A 24,128-nucleotide genomic window follows, 5' to 3' on the forward strand; every position below is an offset into this window, starting at 1 on the left:
CGCCACCACTAACGTCGCGCCATTGCTATCTTTGACGGACCGCCCCTTGGAGCTTGTCATGCCTCGTTTGTCGCGCCTGGCCCTGTTGTTGTCGCTGACCCTCGCCGCCGGCCATGCGGTCGCCGGCCCGGAAGAGGACCAGCGTGCGCGTAACGCGGTGCGGGTGCTCAACGAGATCATGAAGATTCCCGAGCAGTCCATCCCGGACAAGCTGCTCGACGAGGCGCGCGCCATCGTGGTCATCCCCGATACGCTCAAGGCCGGCCTGGTGATCGGTGGTCGCCGCGGTCATGGCCTGATGTCGATGAAGAACGCCGACGGCAGCTGGTCGCAGCCGGTGTTCGTCAAGCTCACCGGCGGCAGCATCGGTTTCCAGGCCGGCGTGCAGTCCTCCGACGTGGTGCTGGTGTTCCGCAACGACCGCAGCCTGGACAACATCGTCAACGGCAAGTTCACCCTGGGCGCCGATGCCGGCGTGGCCGCAGGCCCGGTGGGCCGCAATGCCGCCGCCGCCACCGACGGCCAGCTCAAGGCCGAGATCTGGTCGTGGTCGCGCGCCCGCGGGTTGTTCGCCGGCGTGGCGCTGGATGGCGCGGTGCTGCAGATCGACGATGCCGCCGACCTCAACGCCTACGGCGGCGGTGCTACGCCGCGCATGATCTTCGAGGGCCGCACCAACGAGCGCCCCTCCGCCGACGTGGTGGCCTTCCGCGACCGTCTGGAAGAGGTCACCTACACCGCACGCGCCAATCGCACCAGCGATGGCGACGCCAGCGGACAGACCGCGCCGCCGCCGCCGCGCGCATCGGCTGCCACGCCGGCCCCGGCGCAGCCCGCACCGCCGCCGGCCAACGCCGCCAGCACCGTACCGATGCAGCCCGCGACTACGCCGCCGGCGCAGCAGGGCTTCCAGCCGGTGTCCGAGGGCGAGATCCGCACCGAGTCCCTGGACGGAACGCGCTGACCGACTGTCATCCCCCTGCGCGGTGCGCTGGGGTATCCTGCGTCTTCCTTCTTTTTCAGCAAGCGAGCAGATCATGGGCGGTTTCAGCATTTGGCACTGGCTGATCGTGCTGGTGATCGTGTTGCTGGTGTTCGGTACCAAACGGCTCACCAGCGGTGCCAAGGATCTCGGCAGCGCGGTCAAGGAATTCAAGAAAGGCATGCACGACGACGACAAGCCGGCCGGCAAGCTCGGCGACGACTCCCGCACTGCCGAGCAGGCGCGTGAGGCGCAGGCCGAACGCGACCGCGACGCGCGCTGATCCGGAGCAGCGTCGGTGTTTGACATTGGTGTTGGCGAACTGACGCTGATCGCGATCGTCGCCCTGGTGGTGCTCGGCCCGGAGCGCCTGCCCAAGGCCGCCCGCTTCGCCGGGCTGTGGGTGCGCCGCGCGCGCGCGCAATGGGATTCGGTCAAGCAGGAGCTGGAGCGCGAGCTGGAGGCCGAAGAGCTCAAGCGCAGCCTGCAGGATGTGCAGGCCTCGCTGCGCGAGGCCGAAAGCCAGCTGCGCAACACGCAGCAGCAGGTCGAGCAGGGCGCCCGCGCGCTGCATGACGATGTCGGTCGCGATATCGACATCCGCAGCAGCGCAACGCCGGCGGCCACGCCGCTGGAGCTGGCGCATGCGGATCTGGCGGCAGGCGCGGGTGGCGAGTTGGCCACCGACGCAGTAGATGCTTCCGATCACGCGGCTGCCGCCCCCGTCATTGCGCAGGCGCAGCCGATCGCCCCGGCGCCGCACCAGACCCTGGTACCGGCTCCGCACGACACGCTGGTGCCGGCACCGCATGCCGCGCAGACCGCCAGTGCACAGACGCCGGTAGGCGCAGCATCGAACCAGCCGCGCACCGCGCCGGCGCCGGCCGCACCGAGCACCCTCCAGGAGAAGCAGCCGTGAGCCTGTTCGACGACGCGCAGGCCGAAAGCAGTCTGATCGAGCATCTGGTGGAATTGCGGGCTCGCCTGGTACGCGCACTGATCGGCCTGGGCGTGGTGCTGCTGATCCTGCTGCCGTTCTCGCGGGCGATCTATTCCTGGCTGGCCGCACCGCTGATCTCGCAGTTGCCGCTGGGGCAGACCATAGTCGCGATGAACCCGGCCGGCGCGTTCTTCGCCCCGTTGAAGCTGACCTTCTTCGTGGCGGTGTTCATCAGCGTGCCATGGCTGCTGTTCCAGGCCTGGGCCTTCGTGGCGCCGGGGCTGTACCAGCGCGAAAAGAAGCTCGCGTTCCCGCTGCTGGCCTCGGCGGTGGCGCTGTTCTACATCGGCTGCGCGTTCGCCTATTTCCTGGTGTTGCCGGCGGTGTTCCACTTCCTGACCACGTTCAAGCCGGACGTGATCGCCATCACCCCGGACGCCAATTCCTATCTGGATTTCGTGCTGGCGATCTTCTTCGCCTTCGGCGCGAGTTTCGAACTGCCGGTGGCCTTGGTCATCCTGGTGCTGCTGGGCTGGGTCAGCCCCAAGCAGCTCAGCGAAGGCCGCGGCTACGCCATCGTCGGCATCTTCGTGCTGGCCGCCGTGCTCACCCCGCCGGACGTGGTCTCGCAGCTGATGCTGGCCATCCCGATGTGCCTGCTGTATGAGCTGGGCATCATTGCCTCGCGTGCGGTAGGGCCGAAGAGCGCCTAGGTCGCGGTCGGTCTGCGAGCTGATCTGGGATGCAAAGAACCACATCAGAGCGGGTATTCGAGACATTCTGCGCGCAGCATCGGCTGGACTGTCAGCGGATTGCCGAGACATCCAGCCGTACGCCCGACTATCACGTGTGGTTTGGCAGCACGTTGGTGGCGGTGGAGATCAAACAGATCGAGAGTGATCGCGGAATCGATCCGGATGGCGTGTGGTCCAGGACGATCGGTTGGCATGTGCGCCAGAAGATTGTTGAAGCACGGGGACAACTACGTGCGGCGGCCGGTGCAGGTATGCCGACGGTGTTACTGATGTAGAGCGGCTAACAAACCTACTGCGCGGCCGCCAGGCGGGCGCGGCCGGTGCTCGGAATCCTCATGTACCACCCGTACACTCCGGTTCCTCCGCGCCGTCCGCACCCACCTGACGACCGCTCGCTACGTTTTGGTAGCCACTCTCACAATACCGTCGATCCGTTCCAGCGATTCGGCACCGAACAACACGACTTCCTGAGCGCCATGTATGGCGAGCTGACGGTCAGGGTCGATACGTCCGGCCGTGCGGCAAGCGGCCTTTTCCACGGCCGGAATGCAGCCTTGAGAGAGAATTTCAACACGTCCTTCAGCGGCATGGGACACCTGCGTGCAACGCGCTCCGGCACAGAGGTGACGATTTACGAGAACGTATTTGCAGCCCATCCATTGCCGTTCGGCGACATACCCGACTGCATCACGGCCGTTCGCGTGGAGCTTAATCGGACGGACTGACACCACGCAGACAGATCGAATTGCGTAGGAGCGCACCCGGGCGCGACGGGCATTCCCGGGAAAGCTTCGTCGCGCCCGGGTGCGCTCCTACGGCTCCAAGATCAAGCCGCAAACACATCCGGCCGTGAGGGCTTGATCGGCTGGGCGGCGGCGCCTTCGTGGGTGAACATCTGCTTCCACGCGGCATAGACCGAACCGGCGAACACCGGCATCAGCACCGCCATCAGCAGCAGCTGGGCCAGCCACATCGCCACGGTCTGGCCGGCCACCAGGCCGACGATCAGCGCCACGATCATCACCGCGAAATAGATCGCGAAGATGGCGATGAAAGCCAGCACGAAGAACACCAGCATCGCCGGCAGGTTGTGCAGGCTGGCGCGCAGGCTCTCGCGCAGCGCATGGCCGCCGGTGCTGCGGTCGAACATCACCTGCGGCGGCATCACGAACAGCGCCAGCGTCATCGCCGCGAAGGTGGCGATGGTCAGCAGCAGCCACAGCAGGATGCGCCCGGCCGGCAGGCTGGCGGCAAGCTGCTCGATCTGCACCGGGTCCGGCTGCGCGCCGGACTGGCTGATCTGGTTGATCTTGATCATCACCTCCGACAGCTGCTGCAGCCCGCTGGAGCCGATCATCGCCAGCAGCAGCACGCCCAGCAGCAGGCCGGCGATCAACTGCGGCAGCAGCGATACCAGCAGGTGCGGCGCGCGGCCGTCCTGCAGGCCGTGCAGCAGATGCGACGGTTTGGCGATGCGGCCTTCGTCGACCTCGCGGATCGCCCACAGCAGGCCGCCCATGAACAGCGGGCCGGCCAGCACCAGCAGGAACTGCAGCGCCGGGCCCAGCAGCGGCACCAGCACCGACAGCGATACCAGCAGCGAGGCGGCCACGCTCCAGATCACCCCCAGCGAGCCCAGCGCCAGCGGCGCCCGCTTCAACAGCGAGAAACCGGTCAACAGCCACTGCGCGCCGGCAGATGCCGGCACCTTACGAATTTCGCTCATTCCCATTCCGGATCGCTACGCGCGCCGGACCATCCGGCGTGACGCGATTATCGCTGCTTTTAGGTGTGCGCGGCGGGACGAGCGTTCACTGTTTGCAGGCCGCGCGCATGGTGCACGAACCGGCGCAGCAGCTTGCGGGCCACCGGCGCGGCGGTGACCTCGCGGGCGACGGTGCGGGCGCAGTGGCCATGGCGGGCGATGCACTCCGCCCGCGCCCGCACATAGCCGCGCATGTGATGGGTGGCGAATTCCGGGTGGAACTGGACGCCCCAGGTGGCCCGGCCCCAGCGGAAGGCGTGGCACCGGTCCTGGCGCGAGTGGGCCAGCACGATGGCACCGTCCGGGGCGCGCAGCACCGTCTGCAGATGGGTGGCGTGGGCCGGAAACTGCGTCGGCAGCCCGGCGAACAGCGGATCCTGCTCGGCCGGCGGGTGCAGTTCCAGCGCGATGGTGCCCGATTCGCGCCCGGCCGGGTTGTAGTCGACCTCGCCACCCAGCGCATGCGCCAGCAGCTGATGCCCGTAGCAGATGCCCAGCAGCGGCATGCCCTGGTGCGCGGCGGTGCGCAGCCAGTCGGCGCTGCGTTCGCTCCAGTCGGCGCGGTCGGTGACGAAGGCGGCCGAGCCGCTGACGATGATGCCGGCGAAGGCGGCCGGGTCGGGCAGCGCATCGCCACTGGCGACGTCGATGGCCACCGTTTCATGCTCGGCCAGCCCGGCGGCCACGCGGATCCAGTGCGGAAAACGGCCGTAACGCTTCATCTCCGGCACGGGTTGCCCGGTTTCGATGATCAGGAACGGCAAAACGGACATGCGCGAAGATCCGGACACGACAGATGTGCCCGATTGTAGGCGGCAGGGGCGGCCTTGTTTCAAGCGTCTCCCCCGGATGGGCCCTGCGCGTCATTGCCGAATGACATGTCTTGATTCCCTCCAGGCGGGGTCGACGGGATCGCCACGGCGGTGGCATGCCCTGGATATCGGCAGCGAGCGGCGCTACTGGATTGTCGGCGAGTTCGCCGCCTCGCTGCTTCAGGATGCCGCTGCCTGCATGGACGGGAAGCGGCACGGCTGGGGTGACCGACTCCCGGCGTGCGGAAGGAGCTGCCGCGTAGTGCGTGTCCGGCGCCCGGCGTGTGCCGGATGCTGCGTTCGCGCGCATGGGGCGTAGGGTGGGTGTGCGGCAGCTGTGATGACTGAGTCAGCGCAGCCACCCAGGTAGCCAAGTCGTGTCTGTTTTAGAGCCGACCATCTGGGTCTTTGCCGCAGGGGCTTTTGCCCGTCCAGCGTCGCCGGACACGCCGCAAGTACGTCCATGTGGCTCCATGGCGGCCGCCATGGGGCCCGCAACGGTGAGAGAAGGACCCGTCGCGGTGGTCGGTGGGTCGGTGCAGACGACAGGCACGGTCCGCTGGCGATGCGAACGCGCGCGGCCAGCCTGCAGCGCAAGCGCGAAGCCGCTCCGTCTTTGCGCCATGAGCAGCCTCATGAAAGCCGCCCTCCAACGTTCTGGTGCATGTTTTTGCGATTGGCAGGCCGTTGGCGGCATGGATGCCACCATTGCGCCTTCGGACGACATCGCGAAAGGTTCCGGCCAGCGGACCGGATGCCGTGCGCTGGACCAGACAGGCCTGCGTTGCATCCAAGACGGCGAACAGAACACCGCGCTCCCCACATCGGACGCTCGCTATGGTTGTCGGCTGCGTTTCGTCACTCCCGCGGCGGCAGCACCGAGAGCACTTCCTCGATGGTGGTCAGCCCGGCGGCGACCTTCTCCAGGCCGGTGCGGCGCAATGTGCGCAGGCCTTCGCCGCGGGCGGCGTGGCTGAAGCTGGCCAGCTCGGTGTCCGGGCGGATCAGGGTGCGCAGGCGCGGGGTGACCGGCAGCAGTTCGTACAGGCCCACCCGGCCCAGGTAGCCGGTGCGGCGGCATTCCAGGCAGCCGACCGGCGCGTGCACATTCACCACCTCCGGCAGCGTTTCGCCCGGCTCGCGGATCGCCGCCCACTCGTCGTCGCTGAGCGTATGCGGGCGCTTGCAGTGCACGCACAGCGTACGTACCAGCCGCTGCGCCAGCACGCCGTTGAGCGTGGAGGCCACCAGGTAATGCGGTACGCCCAGGTCGAGCAAGCGGGTGATGGCCGAAGCGGCATCGTTGGTGTGCAGCGTGGACAGCACCAGATGCCCGGTGAGCGAGGCCTGCACCGCCATCTGCGCGGTTTCCAGGTCGCGGATTTCGCCGATCATGATGATGTCCGGATCCTGGCGCAGCAGGGTGCGCACGCCGCTGGCGAAATCCAGGTCGATGTTCTGCTGGACCTGCATCTGGTTGAATTCCGGCGCGATCATTTCGATCGGGTCTTCCACGCTGCACACATTCACATCCGGCGTGGCCAGGCGCTTGAGCGTGGAATACAGCGTGGTGGTCTTGCCCGAGCCGGTGGGGCCGGTGACCAGCACGATGCCGTGCGGGCGCTCGACCAGCGCGCTCCAGCCGGCCGCTTCCTCCGGGCTGAAACCCAGCTGCTCGATGCTCTTGAACGCCGAATCCGGGTCGAAGATGCGCATCACGCATTTTTCGCCGAACGCGGTGGGCATGGTGGACAGGCGCATTTCCACCTCGCGCCCGCCCGGCGAGCGGGTCTTGATGCGGCCGTCCTGCGGGCGGCGCCGCTCGGCCAGGTCCATGCGGCCCAGCACCTTGATACGGCTGACCACCGCGGTCATCACCGAGGGCGGCACTTCCAGCACCTTGTGCAGCACTCCGTCGATGCGGAAGCGCATGCGCCCGGCCTCGCGGCGCGGCTCCAGATGGATGTCGCTGGCCCGCTGTTCGTAGGCGTATTGCAGCAGCCAGTCGACGATATGCACGATGTGGTGGTCGTCGGCATTGACGTCGCCGGCGCGGCCCAGTTCCACCAGCTGTTCGAAGCTGGGCAGGCCGGCATTGGATTCGGTACTGCGCGCATCGCCGCGCGCGCCGCGCACCGACTGGGTCACGCCGAAGAACTCCATCGTGTAGCGATGCAGATCCAGCGGGTTGATCAGCGCCAGCTCGATGCGGCGGCGGCTCAGGTGCTGCACATCGGCCAGCCAGTCCAGCGCCAGCGGCTCGCTGGTGGCGATCAGCACGCGCTCGGCATCCAGTGCCAGCGGCAGGATGCGATGCCGGCGCGCATACGCGTGCGAGACCACGCCGGTGACGGCGGCCACATCGATGCGGGTGGGGTCGATGCGCAGATAGCGCAGGCCGGTGCGGGTGGCCAGCCATTCGGTGAGCCGTTCCAGGCCCAGTTCGCCGGCCGGCGGCTGTGCGGCATGCAGCTTGAGGTTGGCCAGCAGCACCAGCGGATGCACGTCGCTGGCGGTGCGCGCACCGCTGGCGGAGAACTGCACGCGCTCGTGTTCGTGCGGCACCACCATGCCGTCGGCCAGCAGGGCGGCGGCCACCGGGTCGAACATCAACCGGCCGCGCGGCAGGATCGCCGCTGCGCTGTCCGGGTCGGCGCTACGCCGCTGTTCCATGCTTGTTATCCCCTGCGGCAATCGCCCGCGGCAAAGCGCCGCGGGTGGGCCGGTATACTAGCGCACCCCTTTCGCACGGCCCTTGCTGCATGTCCGATTCCCGCCGCGTTCCAATCACGTTCCAGGGCCTGATCCAGACCCTCAACCAGTACTGGGCCGAGCAGGGCTGCGTGCTGATCCAGCCCTTGGACCTGGAAGTGGGCGCCGGTACGTTCCATCCCGCCACCTTCCTGCGCGCACTGGGACCGGAGCCGTGGAATGCGGCCTACGTGCAGCCCTCGCGCCGCCCCACCGACGGCCGCTACGGCGAGAACCCCAACCGCCTGCAGCGCTACTACCAGTACCAGGTGGCGATGAAGCCCAACCCGGACAACATCCAGGACCTGTACCTGGGCTCGTTGAAGGCACTGGGCATCGATCCGCTGGTGCACGACCTGCGTTTTGTCGAAGACAACTGGGAATCGCCCACGCTCGGCGCCTGGGGCCTGGGCTGGGAAGTCTGGCTCAACGGCATGGAGGTCACCCAATTCACTTACTTCCAGCAGGCTGGCGGGCTGGAGTGCAAGCCGGTGCTGGGCGAGATCACCTACGGGCTGGAACGGCTGTGCATGTATCTGCAAAGCTGCGACAACGTCTACGACCTGGTGTGGACCTATGGCCCGGACGGCACCGCGGTGAGCTATGGCGATGTGTACCACCAGAACGAAGTGGAGCAGAGTGCCTACAACTTCGAGCATGCGAATGTGGCCGAGCTGTTCCACCGCTTCGATGCCTGCGAGGCCGAGGCCAGGCACCTGGTGGAGGTGGGGCTGCCGTTGCCGGCCTACGAGCAGGTTACCAAGGCCAGCCATGCCTTCAACCTGCTGGATGCGCGCCGCGCGATCAGCGTGACCGAGCGCCAGCGCTACATCCTGCGCGTGCGCGCGCTGGCCCAGGGTGTGGCGCAGGCGTATCACGCGCAGCGCGAGAAGCTGGGGTTTCCTGGCGTGAAGCAGTAACCAAGAGCCCCTCTCCCGCCGGGAGAGGGGTTGGGGTGAGGGTACGAGGCGCAGCCCTCATGCACCCACCCTCCACATAGCTTCGCCCGTACCCTCATCCACCCCTGCGGGGCACCTTCTCCCCGAAGGGAGAAGGAAGCAACAAGCCCCTCTCCTACGGGAGAGGGGTTGGGGTGAGGGTACGGGGCACAGCCCTCATGCACCCACCCTCCACAGAGCTTCGCCCGTACCCTCATCCGCCCCTTCGGGCACCTTCTCCCGCAGGGAGAAGGGAATACGCAAAGGTCCATGTCATATGAGCGAACAACTTCCCCTGCTGATCGAACTGGGCACCGAAGAGCTGCCGGTCAAGGCGCTGCCGGGTCTGGCGCAGGCCTTCTTCGATGGCGTGCTGAGCGGTCTGGAAAAGCGCGGCGTTACGGTCACCCGCGGCGATGCCAAGCCGCTGTCCACCCCGCGCCGCTTGGCGGTGCTGTTGCCGGGCGTGGCCACCGAGCAGCCGGAGCAGCGCTCCGAAGTGCTGGGGCCGTATCTCAACATCGCCCTCGACGCCGAAGGCCAGCCGACCAAGGCACTGGCCGGCTTCGCCGCCAAGGCCGGCATCGACTGGACCGCGCTGGAGCGCACCAGCGATGCCAAGGGCGAGCGCTTCGTGCACCGTGCGGTGGCCCCGGGCGCGCGCACCGCCGCGCTGCTGCCGGAGATCCTGCGCGAGGCCATCGCCGCCATGCCCATCCCCAAGCCGATGCGCTGGGGCGCGCACGAATACGCCTTCGCCCGGCCGGTGCAATGGCTGGTGCTGCTGTTCGGTAGCGAGGTGATTCCGGCCGAATTGCTGGGCGTGCGTGGCGACCGCGTCAGCCGCGGCCATCGGTTCATGCATGAGGGTGAGGTGTCGTTGGCAGCGCCTGGCGAGTACATCGATGCATTGCGCGCGGCGCACGTGCTGGTGGATGCCGACGCACGCCGCACGCGCATCGTCGAGGAGGTCGAAGCGGCCGCCAGGCAGGCCGGCGGCAGCGCGCGCATCAGCGACGACAACCTGGAGCAGGTGGTCAACCTGGTGGAATGGCCGTCGGCGGTGCTGTGCAGTTTCGAGCGCGATTTCCTGGCGGTACCGCAGGAAGCGCTGATCGAAACCATGGAGATCAACCAGAAATTCTTCCCGGTCCTCGATGCCGGCGGCAAGTTGACCGAACAGTTCATCGGCATCGCCAATATCGTCTCCCGGGACGTGGCCGAAGTGGCCAAGGGCTACGAGCGCGTGATCCGCCCACGTTTTGCCGACGCCAAGTTCTTCTTCGACGAAGACCTCAAGCAAGGCTTGCAGGCGATGGGCGAAGGCCTGCAGAGCGTGACCTACCAGGCCAAGCTGGGCAGCGTGGCCGACAAGGTCGCGCGCGTGGCGGCACTGGCCGAGGCGATCGCCCCACAGGTCGGTGCCGATCCAGTGCAGGCGCGTCGCGCCGCGGAGCTGGCCAAGAACGACCTGCAATCGCGCATGGTCAACGAATTCCCGGAATTGCAGGGCATTGCCGGCCGGCATTACGCCAAGGCCGCCGGCGAGCCGAGCGAGATTGCCCTGGCCATCGACGAGGCCTACCAGCCGCGGTTTGCCGGCGACGACATCGCGCTCTCGCCACTGGGCAAGGTGCTGGCGATCGCTGAGCGTCTGGATACGTTGGCCGGCGGCTTTGCCGCTGGCTTGAAGCCGACCGGCAACAAGGATCCGTTTGCGCTGCGGCGCAATGCGTTGGGGTTGGCGCGGACGGTGATTGAGAGTGGGTTTGAGTTGGACCTCAAGGCGACGTTGGTGACTGCTTCCAAATTGTTGCCATGGGATAGGCTCGTCAGAAAGGCGACGTTGACGAACGAAGAAACGATTTCCGAGATTGACTCGACGCAAGACGTGCAGCTTGCCGGGGAAATTTTCGACTTCATCCTCGACCGCCTACGCGGCTACTACGCCGACAAGGGCGTACCGGTAACGCACTTCAACGCCGTCGCAGCCTTGTTCTCCGTCGCGCCCGAAGGCGCTCCTGCACCGCATGGCGTAGGAGCGCACCTGGGCGCGACCCACGGCTCCCTCTACGACTTCGACCGCCGCATCGACGCCATCGGCATCTTCGCCCAGCTGCCCGAGGCCGAGGCGCTGGCCGCAGCCAACAAGCGCATCCGCAACATCCTGCGCAAGGTCGAGGACGAGATCCCCGGCGACATCGATACCACGCTGCTGCGCGAACCGGCCGAACAAGCCCTGGCCGAGGCGGTGGAAGCGGCCATCGGCGATACCGGCGATGCGCTGCACCGCCACGACTATGTCGCCGTGCTCGCGCGCCTGGCCCGCCTGCGCCCGCAGGTCGATGCCTTCTTCGACAACGTGATGGTCAATGCCGAAGATCCGCAGTTGCGTGCCAACCGCCTGGCCCTGCTGAAGAAGCTCGGCGACCGCCTGGGCAGCGTCGCCGCCATCGAGCATCTGTCCAGCTGATGTCCAGCAGCGCCGGCGCGGTTCACTGGCAGAACGCCCAGGCAGCATTGGCGCGGCGTGATCTGGCCGTGGCGGCGTCTGCATTGCAGGCGTTGCTGGATGTCGAACCGACGCATGTGTCTGCGCGCGTCTTGCTGGCCGGCACCGTGTTGGCCAGCGGCCGCATGCGTGAAGCGGTAACGCAATTACAACTGGCCGCGCGCGATGTTGGCCACGACGTGGCGATGCGTTGCCGTGTGGCGCAGGCCTTGCTACGCGTGGGCGAGCATCGCGAACTGCACACGCTGTTGCGACATCCCTCGGTGATGCAGTGCCGCGACGGCGCGACCTTGGCCTTGCTCGCCCACGTGCACCAATCACTGGGCGAACACGTCGACGCATTGGCGATGATGCAGCGCGCGCAGGCCTGCGGATTCGATGGTCCGGACTTCCGCTTTTTTCTTGCGGTGCAGTTGCAATTCAACGGTCGCCTTGACGAGGCCGCGCAGGCGTTGGAGCAGACCCTGGCGCGGAAGCCCGGCTACGGGCGAGCAGCGTTGACGCGTGCGCGCCTGCGCCGTCAGACCGCCAGCAGCAACCATGTTGAGCAGTTGCGTCAGCAGTTGCGGCTCTCCAAATCCGATAGCGAAGACCGTGCCGGGCTGGCGTTTGCCTTGTACAAGGAGCTGGAAGACCTAGGCGACACCGATGCCGCGTGGGGGGCGCTTCAGCACGGTAATGCGGTGATGCATGCGCGTCTGCGCCACGATGCGAACGCCGAAGCAGCGCTGTACGCGCAACTGGGCGCCATGGCCGCGCAGGGCGTGTTCGCCGCTGGCGACAGCGTGGTGGCGCAGGGGCCGCAGCCGATCTTCGTGCTTGGGTTGCCGCGTTCGGGTACCACGGTGCTGGAACGCCTGTTGGGGAACCATTCGCAGATCGTCTCGGCGGGCGAATTGAACGACTTCGGCCATCAAATGCGTTGGGGAGCGGACCAGGCCGGTCGCAGCTTGCTCGATGCAGACCTATTGCGGGCGCTTCCCTCACTCGATTACGTGCAGATCGGCCAGCGCTATCTGGAGCAGACGCAATGGCGCGCCGGTGCGGCGCGCTGGTATATCGACAAGTTGCCCGCAAACGCTGTGGCGATCGGCCCGATCGCGCGCGCGCTTCCCAATGCCCTGATCGTGCATCTGGTGCGTGATCCGATGGCGGTGTGCTTCTCCAATTACCGCGCGCTGTTTGGCGATTCGTATGGTTACAGCTACGACTTGCACACGCTGGCGCGTCACTACCAGGCGTATCACGGGTTGATGGCGCAATGGCGCGCGGCCTTGCCTGGCCGAGTGATCGATGTGGACTACGCGCAGATGGTACGCGAGCCGTCTGCGGTGCTTGCGCAGTTGATGACGTGCTGCGGCTTGGACATCGAGCCTGAGCAGATCGATATCACGCGCAATGCGGCAGCGTCGGCGACGTTGAGCAGTGTGCAGGTGCGCGAAGGGGTGCACAGTCGCAACGTGGAGGAATGGCGGCGCTATGCCACCCAGCTGGAGCCCTTGCGGCAGGCGTTGTCACAGGCCGGGCTGGTCGACGTGGGCGCACTTTAACAGCGTCGACAGATGCGTGGCAGCGATCCAGATCGCGGCGAGCGTTTTTCGATCTCTCTGTATACGACGATTACCGATGCATTCGGGCCCGGTCTGCAACATGCAGGTTGGCCGAGCCCTCCGCGCAAGGTCATGAGCGCTGCGGCATGCAAGGCGAGCCACCATGCCGCAGACGCTTTGCAAGCCAAAAAACGCCAGCGGCAGCCAGATGGCTGCCGCTGGATCATGCTTGTGCGAGAACTTAGTGCGCGCCGAAGCGCCAGTTCAGTTCCAGCATGTAGGAACGGCCGTAGCCGGTGTAGTTGAAGATGTTGTAGTACGGGTAGCTGGTGTAGGTGCGGTCGCGCGGGGGGCGCTCGTCGGTCAGATTGTTGACCGTCGCCGTGAGCGAGATGTCGTCGTTGATCGCATAGTCCAACGTCGCATTGAACGTGGTCCACGCACCGACCTTGCGCGCACCTTCCACCGCATATCCATCGGTGCTCTGCTGTGCGGTGAAATTGGGCGTACGGCCGTAGCGCTGGCCGAACAAGGTGGTGGTCCAGGCATCCTTCTGCCAGGTGATCGAGGCATTGGTGATGCTGCGGAACTCGGACGAGAAGAACGGCTCGCTCAACAGGTCGCGCACCGGGTCCTGCGGGAACTGCTGGCTTTCGTGCTTGAGCGTCAGGTTGTACTGGGCGTCGAACACGAACAGGCCCCAGGATTCGGTCGCCAGGTTGTAGGTCGCCTTGGTCAGCACGCCGGAGATTTCCTCGTTGGAAATATTGACCGGGTTGATCCGGATATTGCTCAGGCGATTGGGTACCGGTGCATCGGGGCCCGTACGATCGATACGCGACAGCGCATCCACGCAGGTGGGCGAGCTGATGTCCAGGCTGCCCAGGCGGCAGGCCGATTCAGTCTGCAGCAAATTGTCCGTGCTCAGGTCGCTGACCTTGTCGTCGATCTTGATGTTGTAGTAATCGGCATTGACGCTGAAGCGGGCGCTCGGCGACCACACCACACCGGCGCCCCAGGATTTGGCGGTGATCGACTTCAGATCGGCATTGCCGGACCGACGCCCCTGGATGCTGGTGCCGCCATAGGTGCAGTCGGCAATCGGCACGCCGGGTTCTTCGACCGCACAGCGGTAATAGTCGTTGACGCCCTGGAAGAACCCGCTGTCGCCAGCGAACGAGAATGCCATATCCGGTGCCTTGAACGCAGTGGCGTAGTTGCCGCGGAACAGCAGCGAGTCGATCGGGCGAAATTCCAATGCGGCCTTGTAGGTGAACTTGGAATCGCCACCGCCGCCCTGGTTCTTGTAGTCGTCGTAGCGGCCGGACAGGTTGGCCGTCAACGTGCTCAGGATCGGGATACGCGTCTCGAAGGCAGCCGCCCAGTTCTCACGCTTGCCGCTGCCCTGGGTGCCGGTCAGCTGGTAGAAGTCGCCTGCGATGACGCGTGGATCGGTCGGGTTTTCCCAATATTGATTGCCGGCCTGCAAGACACCGGCAAAGCCCACGGCACCGGCCGGCATGTTGAATAGTTCGGTGTTGGTCAGTTGCAGGTTGACGTTCTGGGTCCAGGTCCTGGACTTGGTGCGGATTTCATCGTTGAAGCTGCGGTACTGCGCCGGTGTCAATGCGCGATAGAAGTTGGCATCGTTCGGTGAGTAGATCGGATAGCCGTAGTACTCGCCCTGCTGCACGCCAAGGAACTGTTCGCGGAAGAAATCTTCGATGCGGTCGGCCAGCGGCCATTGCTGGCGGCTGTCGATGCGATATTCCGAGCGTGCGTAGTACGCATCGTAGGTCCAGTTGCTGGCACCCAGACCGCCCTTGATGCCGGCGGCGATGTTGTAGGAGTCGGCGGTCTGGCGGTCGTTGTTGAAATCCAGATTGCCGGTTTCTTCGGGCGCGAAGATGCGCTGATAGCCTTCCAGCTGCTGGGTGTCCTGGTTGTAGAAGAAGCCGCCGGTGTCGGAGGAGGTCTGCCAGAAGCGCGAGCCACTGTTGACTTCCACCTTGGTGCGATTGAGCAGCAGCGTTGCATACGCCTCGGCGTTGTCGTTGAAGGCATAGCTTAGGTTGGCATAGCCGCTGACGCCGCGTTCCTTGTTGAGGATGCTGGCGTAACCGGGTTCGGTGCGGCTGCTGCAGAAATTGCCGCGGTTGGCGCGGTTGTCGTATTGCACCGAGCCGTTGAACAGCGCGCCGAGCGCATCGCAGTTTGCCTGGCCCGGGTCGATGTAGGTGGTCGGCAGGTTGTGCAAGGCGATACGCGAGCCATACCGCAATGCCGGGTCCGGATTATCCGAGGTGGAATCGAAATCGCGACGCTGGAAGCCGTAGATCGGGTCCTGATTGTTGAGCTGCAGGCCCCACACGATATTGGCGCCGCCGATCTCGTTGCCACCGGTGAGCTGGAAGCGCTGGTTGTTGCCGCCGCCACCGTCGTAGGTGCCCATGCGGTAATTCATCTGCACGCCGTCCATGCGCTTTTTCAGGATGATGTTGACCACCCCGGCAATCGCGCTGGAGCCGTAGATCGAAGACTGGTTACCGGGCGCCACGTCGATGCGCTCGACCATGCCCACCGGCACGCTGGCCAGGTCGACGAAGTTGCTCTGCCCGTTGTAGAGCAACGGGTAGTCGGCCATTGGCCGGCCGTCGATCAGCACCAGGGTGAAGCCGGGATCCAGTCCCAGCAGGCTCAACGACTTGGCGCCGGCAGTGAAGCCCCCGTTGAACTGGCCATCCTGTACCGAGCCGGTCGCCATCGGCTGCGAGCGCAGCACGTCGTAGACGTCCTTGAAGCCGCGGCGCTGGATGTCCTGGGCGGTGATCGAGAACACCGGCGTGGCTGTCTCGATCTGGGAACGTGGAATCAATGAACCTGTCACAGTGACCTTGTCCAATTGGGTCACTTCGCCTTGATCCTGTGCCGCCGCAAGCGACGGCAACGCCAGGGCAGTGCAAACCGCAGTAACCAGCAGATGACGCTTCATGAAAGACCTCTCTCCAAAGGTGTCGAACGGGCGCGGCCATCGGGGGATGGCTGCGCTATGGGTGTCAACGAAACGTTAACAACCTGCCGACTCTAGCCACTCCATCGCGCGCCGTATAGTCGCGTTTGCTCAGATTTTTTGTCCCTTCACAGCAGGGCTGGGTATCCTTGGCCGATGCTTAAAGTCGCGTTTGCTCTCTCCCTGCTGTGTACCGTGTTCCTGCCGCTACCAGCGGTTGCCCGGGCGACCATCGACAAGATCGAGATCAAGGGGCTGGACGACGGCGACGACGCCGAGATGATCGAGAACATCGAGGTCTCGTTGTCGCTGTATGAGGCCGTGGGCAAGGAGCAGGGCGAGTCGCGGCTGGAATACCTGCTGGCACAGGCCGAGCGGCAGACGCGCGAGGCGCTGGAGCCGTTCGGCTACTACTCGCCGACCATCGAACTGGCCGCGCCGCGCACCGGCGACCGGGTGACGGTGGTGATCACGGTCGATCGCGGCGAGCCGGTGCGGGTGCGCACCTCGCATATCTCCATCACCGGCTGGGCCGAGCAGGACCGCTACCTGGGGCAGGACCTCAAGCAGTTCGAGCCGCGCGAAGGCCAGGTCTTCAGTCATCCGCAATATGAAGCGAGCAAGGTGCGCATCACCCGCCGGCTGGCCGAGCGCGGCTATTTCGATGCCGACTTCACCCAGCGCCGGGTGGCAGTGACGCGTGCCGAGCATGCAGCCGACATCGATCTCAATTGGGATAGCGGCCGCCGTTACGACATGGGAAAGGTGCGCTTCGAGTACGACTATTTCCGTCCCGGCCTGTTCGATCCCCTGGTCTACTGGGACGAGGGCAGCTACTACCACGAAGGCAAGCTGGACCGGCTGCGCGAATCGCTGACCAAGCTGGATTACTTCAGCAGCATCGATATCCAGCCCAAGCCGGAAGAAGCCGACGACCAGGGCCGGGTGCCGGTGGATGTGAAGCTCACCCGCGCCAAACGCACCATCTACACCTCCGGCCTGAGCTACGGCAGCGAAAGTGGTGCCGGTGTGCGTGGCGGGGTGGAGCGGCGCTACGTCAATTCGCGTGGCCACAAGATGGACACGCAGCTGGACTACGCGCAGAACCGCAAGAGCCTGACCACCAGCTACCGGGTGCCGGCGTTCCGCTGGCTGGACGGCTGGTATACCGCCTCGGCGCGGCTCTACGACGAACAGACCGAGTACATCGACCTGCGCAACGTCAAGCTCACCGGCAGCCGCAGCGGTCAGATCAACGAGCGCTGGAGCGCCATCGCCTCGATCAATGCCCTGCGCGAGCGCTGGCGCTTCAGCAGCGGCGACGATTTCGAAGGCGCGGTGTACGAGACCTCCACCCTGGTCTATCCGCAGCTGCAGGCCAACTACGTCAACGTCGACGACCGGCTGTTTCCGCGCAGCGGCGTGTCCGGGCAGATGTTCATCCGCGGCGGCGCCGAAGGGGCCGGCTCGGATACCAACTTCGGCCAGCTGTACGGGCAGCTGCGCTGGTTCCTGGGTGCCGGCGACAACGGCCGGCTGATCCTGCGCGGCGAAGGCGGCACCACCTGGACCAGCGACCTGGTGGCGATGCCGCCCAGCCTGCGGTTCTTCGCCGGTGGCGCCAACAGCATCCGCGGCTATGCCTTCCGCGAAGTGGGCCCGCGCACGCCCAAGCCGGACGAATTCGCGCTCGGTGCAAAGAACGTGGTCACCGCCAGTGCCGAATACGAGCATTACCTCAAGGGCGGCCCCTGGGGCGGGGCGGTGTTCGTCGATGGCGGTAGCGCCTTCGACGACCGCCCGGACTGGCACACCGGCATCGGCTTCGGCCTGCGCTGGCGTTCGCCGGTGGGGCCGGTGCGGGTGGATATCGCGCATGGCTTGAACGACCCCGACTCGCAGTTCCAGCTCTACATCGATATCGGGGCCAACCTGTGAGCGCGCCCACGCCGCCGCCCGCCGCCCGCCGCCCACGTTTCTACCGCCGGCGCCGCTTCTGGGTGGGCTCGGGCCTGACCGTGCTGGGGCTGGTGCTGCTGGCCCTGATTGCGCTCTATTGGTTGCTGCAGACCGTGGCCGGGCGCGATGTCTTGCTGGCGCAGGTGGTCGCGCGGCTGCCGGTAGGTGCCAGCTTCACCTACGGCAGCGTCGAGGGCCCGGTCGCCGGCCCGCTGACGCTGCGCAATGTCGATTTCAAATACCAGGACATCCACTTCACCGCCGAGCGCGTGTATCTGGAGCCGGACCTGCGCCCGCTGCTGGGCCGCAAGCTGCAGCTCGACGCGGTGCAGGTCAGCAATGCGAGCTTGAACCTGGGCAAGAGCGAGGAGCCGTTCACCCTGCCCAGCTGGCCCGACTCCTTGCCGCAGATCAACGTGCCGCTGGCGATCCAGGCCGACAAGATCGACGTGCAGAATCTGCGCATCACCCAGCTGCAGCAGCCGATGATCGTGCTGCGCAAGATGCAGGGCGGCCTGGAAGTGGCCACCGGCGAACTGCGCACGCGCGATCTGGTGATCGACACCGATATGGGCGATTTCCGCCTGCATGGCGACTACATCCCCAATGACGACTACCGCGCCGATCTCACCGCCACGGCGGTGCTGCCGGCCGCACGCGGACGCACCCCGGCCAGCCTGGGGCTGGTGGCACGCGGGGACCTGGACAAGATGGAAGTGGCCATCGCCGGCCGGGCACCGGCGCCGCTGCAGGCCAGCCTGGTCTTCACCGGCCGCGACGACCCAACCTGGGCCTTCAAGGCGGTGACCGAGGCGCTGGACACCTCGCTGCTGATGCCGGCGGCCGATGGCGAGCCGGCTGCGCCGGCGACGCCGATCGCGTTGAACCTGACCGCATCCGGCAAGGGCGGCAAGGCCGACCTGCAAGGCAGCGTCAAACAGGGCGAGCTGAGCGCGACCTTGCAGCCCTCGCATATCAGCCTGGTCGATCAGGTGCTGACCGTCGAACCGCTGGTGATCGATACCTTCGAAGGCCGCACCGAATTGCGCGGCACCGCCGATTTCCGCGACTCCCAGAACCCGAGCTTTCGCTTCGCGGTCAATGCCAGTGGCCTGCGCTTCACTCCCACTCCGGATCCGGCCACGCCGGATGCGCCGTTGGTGCCGGTGGAATTGCGCCAGGCGCGGCTGGGCGTGGCCGGCACCTTGCAGGCGTGGGCGGCGATCGGCCGCGCCACGGTAGAGCGCGACGGGCAGCAGGCCAAGCTGGTGTTCGATACGCGCGGCAACGATCAGCGCGCACAGCTCAAGCAGGTGCAGGCCACCACCCCGGGCGGTGCGCTGGAGGTGACCGGCGAGGTGGGCTGGACGCCGGAACTGCACTGGGACCTGGCCGCGCAATTGGCCAAGTTCGACCCGGGCTATTTCGTCCCGGGCTGGAACGGCAACCTGTCCGGGAGGATCGCTTCCAAAGGCCGTCAGCTGCCGGCGCCGGCCGGGGGCGTGTCGCCGGGCTTGGAGGCCACTGCCGACATCCCCAGCCTGACCGGCCAGCTGCGTCAGCGCGCGCTGTCGGCCAATGGCAAGTTCGCCCTGCGCGGCGAACAGGGCGAGGGCGAGCTGCAACTGGCGCTGGGCGCCAGCCGCATCACCGCCAAGGGCAAGGTCGGCGACCAGCTGGACATCGCCGCGCAGCTGCAGCCCTTGCAGCTGGACGATGTGCTGCCCGGCGCCATCGGCGTGGTGCGCGGGCAGCTGCAGGTCAGCGGCAAGCGCGATGCGCCGGACATCACCGCCGACATCGCCGGCAATGGCCTGCGCTGGAACACCTATAGCGCGCAGAGCCTCAGCCTGCGCGGCCGGCTGCCGTGGCGCGGCAGCGACGGGCAGCTGGCCCTGCAGGGCAGCGCGATCGAGGCCGGCGTGGTGCTGGACAGCGTGCGCGTGCAGGCACGCGGCGCGGTGGAAGCGCTGCGCCTGGATGCCGACATCGCCAACAGTATGGCCAGCGTCGCGCTGCAGGGCGATGTCAAGCGCAACGGCGCGCGTTGGCAGGGCCAGGTCGCCACGCTGCGGATCGCACCGGCCAAGGGCGATGCCTGGGCACTGCGCCAGCCGGCACAGTTCAGCACCGACGGCGCGGCCTTCACCCTGTCCGACACCTGCCTGGGCGCCGCCACCGGCGGTGCGCTGTGCGCCAGCGCCAACTGGCCGCGCGAGGGCATGGTGGTGCATGGCGACGCGCTGCCGCTGTCGCTGGTGCAGCCGTGGCTGCCCAAGCAGGAAGGCCGGCAGATCTACCTGCGTGGCGAACTGACGCTGGACGGCAGCTTCAAGCCGCGCGGCAACGCCTGGGAGGGCAGCTTCCGAATCGCTTCGCCCGAAGGCGGCATCCGCCTGGGCGAAACCCGTTACGCCGCGGTGGCCGGCAATCCCAACCGCGGCGAGCTGCTGCGCTACGACCAGTTCAGCATGCAGGCCGATTTCACCCAGCAGCAGATCCAGGCCAAGTTGGGTATCGGCTTCCAGGGCGCCGGCTTCGTCGATGCCAAGTTCAACACCGGCTGGGATGCCTATGCCCCGCTCAACGGCGAGCTGTATCTCAATATGTCGCGGCTGTACTGGCTGGAGCTGGTGGTGGCCGACGTGGTGCGGCCCAAGGGCCTGGTCGAAGGCCATGTGAGCCTGCGCGGTACCCGCGACAAGCCGTTGCTGGGCGGCGACGCCACCTTGAGCGATTTCACCGCCGAATATCCCTCGATGGGTTTGACGTTGAGCGAAGGCAAGGGCCGCTTCGACGCGTTGCCGGATGGCTCGGCCAAGATCACCGCCTCGGCCAAGTCCGGCCCGGGCACGCTCACCGTCGACGGCGGGCTGTCGTGGTTCGGCACCAGCACGCCGCTGCTACTGAATATCCGCGGCGACAACGTGCTGGCCTACAACACCAGCGAACTGCGCATCATCGCCAACCCGTACATGCAGTTCGGCATCACCGATAACACCATGCAGTTGCGCGGCAAGGTCACCGTGCCCGAGGCCGACATCGACCTGGAACGCCTGGACCGCGGCACCTCGGTGTCCGAGGACGTGGTGGTGCTGGACCCGGTGGATCCGGAAGAAACCCCGGCCTCGCCGCTGGATATGGACCTGGCCATCGTGCTCGGCGACAAGGTCAACATGAGCGGCTTCGGCCTGAAGGGTGGACTGAGCGGGCAGATGCAGATCCGCGCGCGCCCGGGCCGCGAAATGACCGCCAACGGCGGGCTGGACGTGCGTGGCCGCTACAAGGCCTATGGACAGGACCTGACCATCACCCGCGGCCAGCTGACCTGGAACAACAACATCGTCTCCGACCCGCGCGTGAGCCTGCGTGCCGAACGCAAGATCGGCGACGTCACCGCCGGCATCGATGTCAGTGGCCGCGCCGAATCGCCGCGTGCGGATGTATGGTCGGAACCGGCGATGTCGCAATCCGAAGCGTTGTCCTACCTAGTGCTCGGCCGCGGCCTGTCCACCGCCAGCAGCGACGAGACCCAGCAGGTCAGCGCCGCCTCGGCCGCACTGTCGGCCGGCAGCAGCCTGATCGCCTCGCAGATCGGCGCCAAGCTCGGCCTGGACGACGCCGGCGTCAGCCAATCCAGCACCCTGGGCTCGGTGGTGGGCTTCGGCAAATACCTCTCGCCCAAACTCTACGTCGGCTACGGCGTCTCGATGATCGGCAGCGGCTCGGTGCTGACGCTCAAATACCTGCTCAGCCGCGGCTTCGACATCGAGGCCGAATCCAGCACGGTGGAGACCAAGGGGTCGATCAATTGGCGGCGGGAGAAGTAGCGTCTCGTCTGGCTGAGGATCGGCGTAGGGATGCAAAGGACTTACTAAACTGTGTCAAGGCCGGACTTGCTAGGATTCGGCGTAACTACTTGGCTCAGCGTTAACGAATGCTTCTGGGCAATTCTTTCTCAAACGACGTGGCCAGATGAACTGGGAATTCAGGCATTTCGGCAAGAATGCGATTTTTAAATAACTAATATAGTTCTAAGGACATAGTTTCCTGCGCTCGGCCAACCAAAACCCGTTAGATATTGAAAATAAATCTTGCGTGGTTGTTGGCTTCATGGTAACTAGGCATTGCAGGGGGCGTGCGTTACCAAGGACTTGCTGATCTATTGAGAAAATGTTGCGAGGCCCTGGTCCTGACTTAAATAAATCGAATAATTTAGGGCCAATTCCGCGTTTTCATTAGAAATGGAATGCAAAGTCATTTTATTTGTCATGGTGTGGTTTCTTTGAAATTAAAAAAGATGGTTGTATGAGTTTTGGTGCGATTGGCTAAAGCTGTTCGAAGATTAAAAACCACTTGGTAGTTGTCAAATAAGCTATTCATTAAAAGGATTTTAAAATGCAAAAGCGCAAATTCATTGTTGTAGCCAATGCGGCGGCGGTTATTCTTATGCTTACAGGTTGCCAATGGTCTGCCACTGTCCGCAAGAAAGTTGGCCAGCCGGCAGAAGCGGAGATTACAATTAGCGGTGGCGGAAGGTCATCTATTCTGCGAAATATGGGATTAGTAACTGCGGCTATTAGTGCTACCGATATTTATATTGAAACGGCCGGGACCGATTTCAATTTGAATTCAATTGGGAATGTTGCCATCACACTGTCTGATGATGCTGGAAATTCTCTTGCTGCATCAACATTTCCTTGGGTGAGGTCTGGCACAAAGCTCCTTTTTCAGAATCCTGAAATTGTTCAATCGTGGCTAAACTCTTACCCATCTGCAGTCGGGGTGAATACGAAGATAAATTACGGTAACACCCCTGTAGATGGGGCTGATCACGTTATCTCTTCAGCAGTTGTGTATCAAGGAGAAAAGCGTGCATCAAGTAGCATTACAGTGCCAGCTGAATGCTGGTCACGGTTCAGGACAAGGGTGGCGTGCACCAGTATGTGAGGCCAACGAAAGTTGCCGCTCAGGCGGCAACTTTCGTTAATGGAGGCTGGTAATGGAGATAAATAAGCAGGCTGCCATCGTATTTTCAATCATAATTTCGGTATGTCTGTCAGGCTGTACTGTTGCGGTGCGCGCTCCCAGGATGGCCTTCAACAAAGTTGTTGAGTTGGAAGGCGATGGCTACGAAATCGAAAGCGCCTTCAATACCGCAATCATGCGATGGCCAGGAGTGACGTGGTCAATATCAGGGACATACCTTCCATTGGGAGATGGCAGGTCTGCCGCACCCCGCGATGTCTTCAAATACGGCTATGCCAAATCATCATTATTCAGAATTCATGTGAGAGGAGCCGACGGCTGTGCGCCCTCCAATGTAGCTGAGGGAAATGCGACAAGGGCCCTCGACAAGCTCTTTGCTCGGATTGGTGGCTGGCCCGCTCGGGGCGAGACAACTTTGACCCTGGTGGAAACGATCAGGCCCGTCCAACGTTACGCATTGTCGGCCAGGTTTGGTAAAGCGTTCCATCTGGACTATTTGGTTCCATGTACTCCATCTAACGCCGAAGACTCTCTCTGGGTCGCACTGATGGTAGCTGTGCATGAATCCACCCACGCAACGCTTTCAGTTCTTGGGAAGACACCGAAGGACACAGAACGTAGCGAAAGAATTGCTGAAGGGGCGGAGTCATGCCTCTTGATCGAGTTGAGCAATGACACTTCGGCACTCCTATCAACTCACCCAAAAGCGGCTTTGCGTATGGCAGGACGTTATGAATCCATCGCTCAGCACAAGGAAATTCAAGCCCTGTGTTCGAACTGGAGTGAATACATGCGCGATGTGATCAGACAGAAAGACCAGCATTGATCTCGGGGTCCTCTGGACCGCGCCGAGGTTCCTGAAGAAGCTTTGGTTCGATTTGCGTCAATATGATCGACTCGGCTTAGCGGGCAATGCAGTTTGCATCAGCCTCGGACAATGATATTTCCGATAAGCCCGATAAGCGACGGTTGCTGATCCAATCGAACGGATTGGACGTGGCGGTTCAAGTCCACCCGGTATGCGCCAGCACGATTTTTAATGGATGAGTTCGGCTCGATCGATAGCATTGATTTTTCGGCCAACCCATGCTAGCAAGACTCTCCGCGCTACCCATGGGAGATTGCGAGTCAGCCTCGACGAGCTGCTTCGGGGAGTAGACCTGAA

17 protein-coding genes and 1 other RNA gene are annotated in these 24,128 nt (G+C 64.7%); 14 read left to right on the forward strand and 4 right to left on the reverse strand.

The window, feature by feature from the left end:
• Nucleotides 1–58: 58 nt before the first annotated feature.
• The 7 genes from ACCQ05_RS00670 (at nt 59) to ACCQ05_RS00700 (ending at nt 3,402) form a co-directional block, all read left to right on the forward strand.
• Complete coding sequence (locus ACCQ05_RS00670) at nt 59–964, forward strand: lipid-binding SYLF domain-containing protein (RefSeq protein ID WP_372392603.1); 906 nt, start codon at nt 59–61, stop codon at nt 962–964.
• 73 nt (nt 965–1,037) lie between these two features.
• A complete protein-coding gene (gene tatA / locus ACCQ05_RS00675; RefSeq protein ID WP_003484969.1) occupies nt 1,038–1,265 on the forward strand; it encodes a Sec-independent protein translocase subunit TatA in 228 nt (75 codons plus the stop codon).
• 15 nt (nt 1,266–1,280) lie between these two features.
• Nucleotides 1,281–1,901 (forward strand): Sec-independent protein translocase protein TatB, encoded by a 621-nt coding sequence (tatB, locus tag ACCQ05_RS00680; protein ID WP_372392604.1) that lies wholly within the window; start codon nt 1,281–1,283, stop codon nt 1,899–1,901.
• Complete coding sequence (gene tatC / locus ACCQ05_RS00685) at nt 1,898–2,635, forward strand: twin-arginine translocase subunit TatC (RefSeq protein ID WP_372392605.1); 738 nt, start codon at nt 1,898–1,900, stop codon at nt 2,633–2,635. The genes tatB and tatC overlap by 4 nt, the downstream gene beginning before the upstream one ends.
• Nucleotides 2,636–2,664: 29 nt before the next feature.
• Nucleotides 2,665–2,952 carry a hypothetical protein gene (locus tag ACCQ05_RS00690; protein ID WP_372392607.1) on the forward strand — a complete coding sequence of 96 codons (288 nt, stop codon included), beginning with the start codon at nt 2,665–2,667 and terminating at the stop codon, nt 2,950–2,952.
• Nucleotides 2,953–3,012: 60 nt separating this feature from the next.
• Nucleotides 3,013–3,088, forward strand: a non-coding RNA gene (locus ACCQ05_RS00695) — sX9 sRNA.
• A gap of 65 nt (nt 3,089–3,153) precedes the next feature.
• Nucleotides 3,154–3,402 carry a hypothetical protein gene (locus ACCQ05_RS00700; protein WP_372392608.1) on the forward strand — a complete coding sequence of 83 codons (249 nt, stop codon included), beginning with the start codon at nt 3,154–3,156 and terminating at the stop codon, nt 3,400–3,402.
• Nucleotides 3,403–3,503: 101 nt separating this feature from the next.
• On the opposite strand, the gene ACCQ05_RS00705 is transcribed toward ACCQ05_RS00700, so the two are convergent.
• The 3 genes from ACCQ05_RS00705 to ACCQ05_RS00715 form a co-directional block, all read right to left on the reverse strand.
• Entirely contained in the window at nt 3,504–4,403 is a 900-nt protein-coding gene (locus ACCQ05_RS00705) for a BPSS1780 family membrane protein (RefSeq protein ID WP_372392609.1), read from the reverse strand.
• A gap of 59 nt (nt 4,404–4,462) precedes the next feature.
• Nucleotides 4,463–5,215 carry a glutamine amidotransferase gene (locus ACCQ05_RS00710; protein ID WP_372392610.1) on the reverse strand — a complete coding sequence of 251 codons (753 nt, stop codon included), beginning with the start codon at nt 5,213–5,215 and terminating at the stop codon, nt 4,463–4,465.
• Between the two features lie 897 nt (nt 5,216–6,112).
• Nucleotides 6,113–7,927 carry a GspE/PulE family protein gene (locus tag ACCQ05_RS00715; RefSeq protein WP_228963376.1) on the reverse strand — a complete coding sequence of 605 codons (1,815 nt, stop codon included), beginning with the start codon at nt 7,925–7,927 and terminating at the stop codon, nt 6,113–6,115.
• Between the two features lie 89 nt (nt 7,928–8,016).
• On the opposite strand from ACCQ05_RS00715, the gene glyQ reads away from it, so the two are divergent.
• From glyQ to ACCQ05_RS00730, 3 genes are all read left to right on the forward strand, one after another.
• Nucleotides 8,017–8,925 carry a glycine--tRNA ligase subunit alpha gene (gene glyQ / locus ACCQ05_RS00720; protein ID WP_228963374.1) on the forward strand — a complete coding sequence of 303 codons (909 nt, stop codon included), beginning with the start codon at nt 8,017–8,019 and terminating at the stop codon, nt 8,923–8,925.
• A 295-nt stretch (nt 8,926–9,220) separates the two neighbouring features.
• On the forward strand, nt 9,221–11,416 hold the full coding sequence (glyS, locus tag ACCQ05_RS00725) for a glycine--tRNA ligase subunit beta (RefSeq protein WP_372392612.1): 2,196 nt from the start codon (nt 9,221–9,223) through the stop codon (nt 11,414–11,416).
• The gene (locus ACCQ05_RS00730) at nt 11,416–13,005 is read left to right on the forward strand and encodes a tetratricopeptide repeat-containing sulfotransferase family protein (protein WP_372392614.1); all 1,590 of its coding nucleotides are present in this window, start codon (nt 11,416–11,418) and stop codon (nt 13,003–13,005) included. Before glyS ends, ACCQ05_RS00730 begins: the two co-directional genes overlap by 1 nt.
• A 241-nt stretch (nt 13,006–13,246) precedes the next feature.
• Here the strand turns inward: ACCQ05_RS00730 and ACCQ05_RS00735 are convergent, their stop codons facing one another.
• On the reverse strand, nt 13,247–15,997 hold the full coding sequence (locus ACCQ05_RS00735; protein WP_372392615.1) for a TonB-dependent receptor domain-containing protein: 2,751 nt from the start codon (nt 15,995–15,997) through the stop codon (nt 13,247–13,249).
• Nucleotides 15,998–16,171: 174 nt separating this feature from the next.
• Between ACCQ05_RS00735 and ACCQ05_RS00740 the strand changes: the two genes are divergently transcribed.
• From ACCQ05_RS00740 to ACCQ05_RS00755, 4 genes are all read left to right on the forward strand, one after another.
• Complete coding sequence (locus ACCQ05_RS00740; RefSeq protein WP_372392616.1) at nt 16,172–17,953, forward strand: autotransporter assembly complex protein TamA; 1,782 nt, start codon at nt 16,172–16,174, stop codon at nt 17,951–17,953.
• On the forward strand, nt 17,950–21,804 hold the full coding sequence (locus ACCQ05_RS00745) for a translocation/assembly module TamB domain-containing protein (protein ID WP_372392618.1): 3,855 nt from the start codon (nt 17,950–17,952) through the stop codon (nt 21,802–21,804). Before ACCQ05_RS00740 ends, ACCQ05_RS00745 begins: the two co-directional genes overlap by 4 nt.
• Before the next feature lie 568 nt (nt 21,805–22,372).
• Complete coding sequence (locus ACCQ05_RS00750) at nt 22,373–22,924, forward strand: hypothetical protein (protein WP_372392619.1); 552 nt, start codon at nt 22,373–22,375, stop codon at nt 22,922–22,924.
• A gap of 52 nt (nt 22,925–22,976) precedes the next feature.
• The gene (locus ACCQ05_RS00755; RefSeq protein ID WP_372392620.1) at nt 22,977–23,789 is read left to right on the forward strand and encodes a hypothetical protein; all 813 of its coding nucleotides are present in this window, start codon (nt 22,977–22,979) and stop codon (nt 23,787–23,789) included.
• Nucleotides 23,790–24,128: the final 339 nt, after the last annotated feature.

It is taken from the genome of Xanthomonas sp. NCPPB 3582 (assembly GCF_041475735.2).
Taxonomy (GTDB): domain Bacteria; phylum Pseudomonadota; class Gammaproteobacteria; order Xanthomonadales; family Xanthomonadaceae; genus Xanthomonas; species Xanthomonas codiaei.

Coding starts and splice junctions, on each gene's coding strand:
- glyQ (WP_228963374.1), top strand. CDS start 8,017: ATGTCCGATTCCCGCCGCGTTCCAATCACGTTCCAGGGCCTGATCCAG.
- ACCQ05_RS00700 (WP_372392608.1), top strand. CDS start 3,154: ATGTATGGCGAGCTGACGGTCAGGGTCGATACGTCCGGCCGTGCGGCA.
- ACCQ05_RS00750 (WP_372392619.1), top strand. CDS start 22,373: ATGCAAAAGCGCAAATTCATTGTTGTAGCCAATGCGGCGGCGGTTATT.
- tatA (WP_003484969.1), top strand. CDS start 1,038: ATGGGCGGTTTCAGCATTTGGCACTGGCTGATCGTGCTGGTGATCGTG.
- ACCQ05_RS00670 (WP_372392603.1), top strand. CDS start 59: ATGCCTCGTTTGTCGCGCCTGGCCCTGTTGTTGTCGCTGACCCTCGCC.
- ACCQ05_RS00710 (WP_372392610.1), bottom strand. CDS start 5,215: ATGTCCGTTTTGCCGTTCCTGATCATCGAAACCGGGCAACCCGTGCCG.
- ACCQ05_RS00730 (WP_372392614.1), top strand. CDS start 11,416: ATGTCCAGCAGCGCCGGCGCGGTTCACTGGCAGAACGCCCAGGCAGCA.
- ACCQ05_RS00740 (WP_372392616.1), top strand. CDS start 16,172: ATGCTTAAAGTCGCGTTTGCTCTCTCCCTGCTGTGTACCGTGTTCCTG.
- ACCQ05_RS00755 (WP_372392620.1), top strand. CDS start 22,977: ATGGAGATAAATAAGCAGGCTGCCATCGTATTTTCAATCATAATTTCG.
- ACCQ05_RS00690 (WP_372392607.1), top strand. CDS start 2,665: ATGCAAAGAACCACATCAGAGCGGGTATTCGAGACATTCTGCGCGCAG.
- ACCQ05_RS00715 (WP_228963376.1), bottom strand. CDS start 7,927: ATGGAACAGCGGCGTAGCGCCGACCCGGACAGCGCAGCGGCGATCCTG.
- glyS (WP_372392612.1), top strand. CDS start 9,221: ATGAGCGAACAACTTCCCCTGCTGATCGAACTGGGCACCGAAGAGCTG.
- ACCQ05_RS00705 (WP_372392609.1), bottom strand. CDS start 4,403: ATGAGCGAAATTCGTAAGGTGCCGGCATCTGCCGGCGCGCAGTGGCTG.
- ACCQ05_RS00735 (WP_372392615.1), bottom strand. CDS start 15,997: ATGAAGCGTCATCTGCTGGTTACTGCGGTTTGCACTGCCCTGGCGTTG.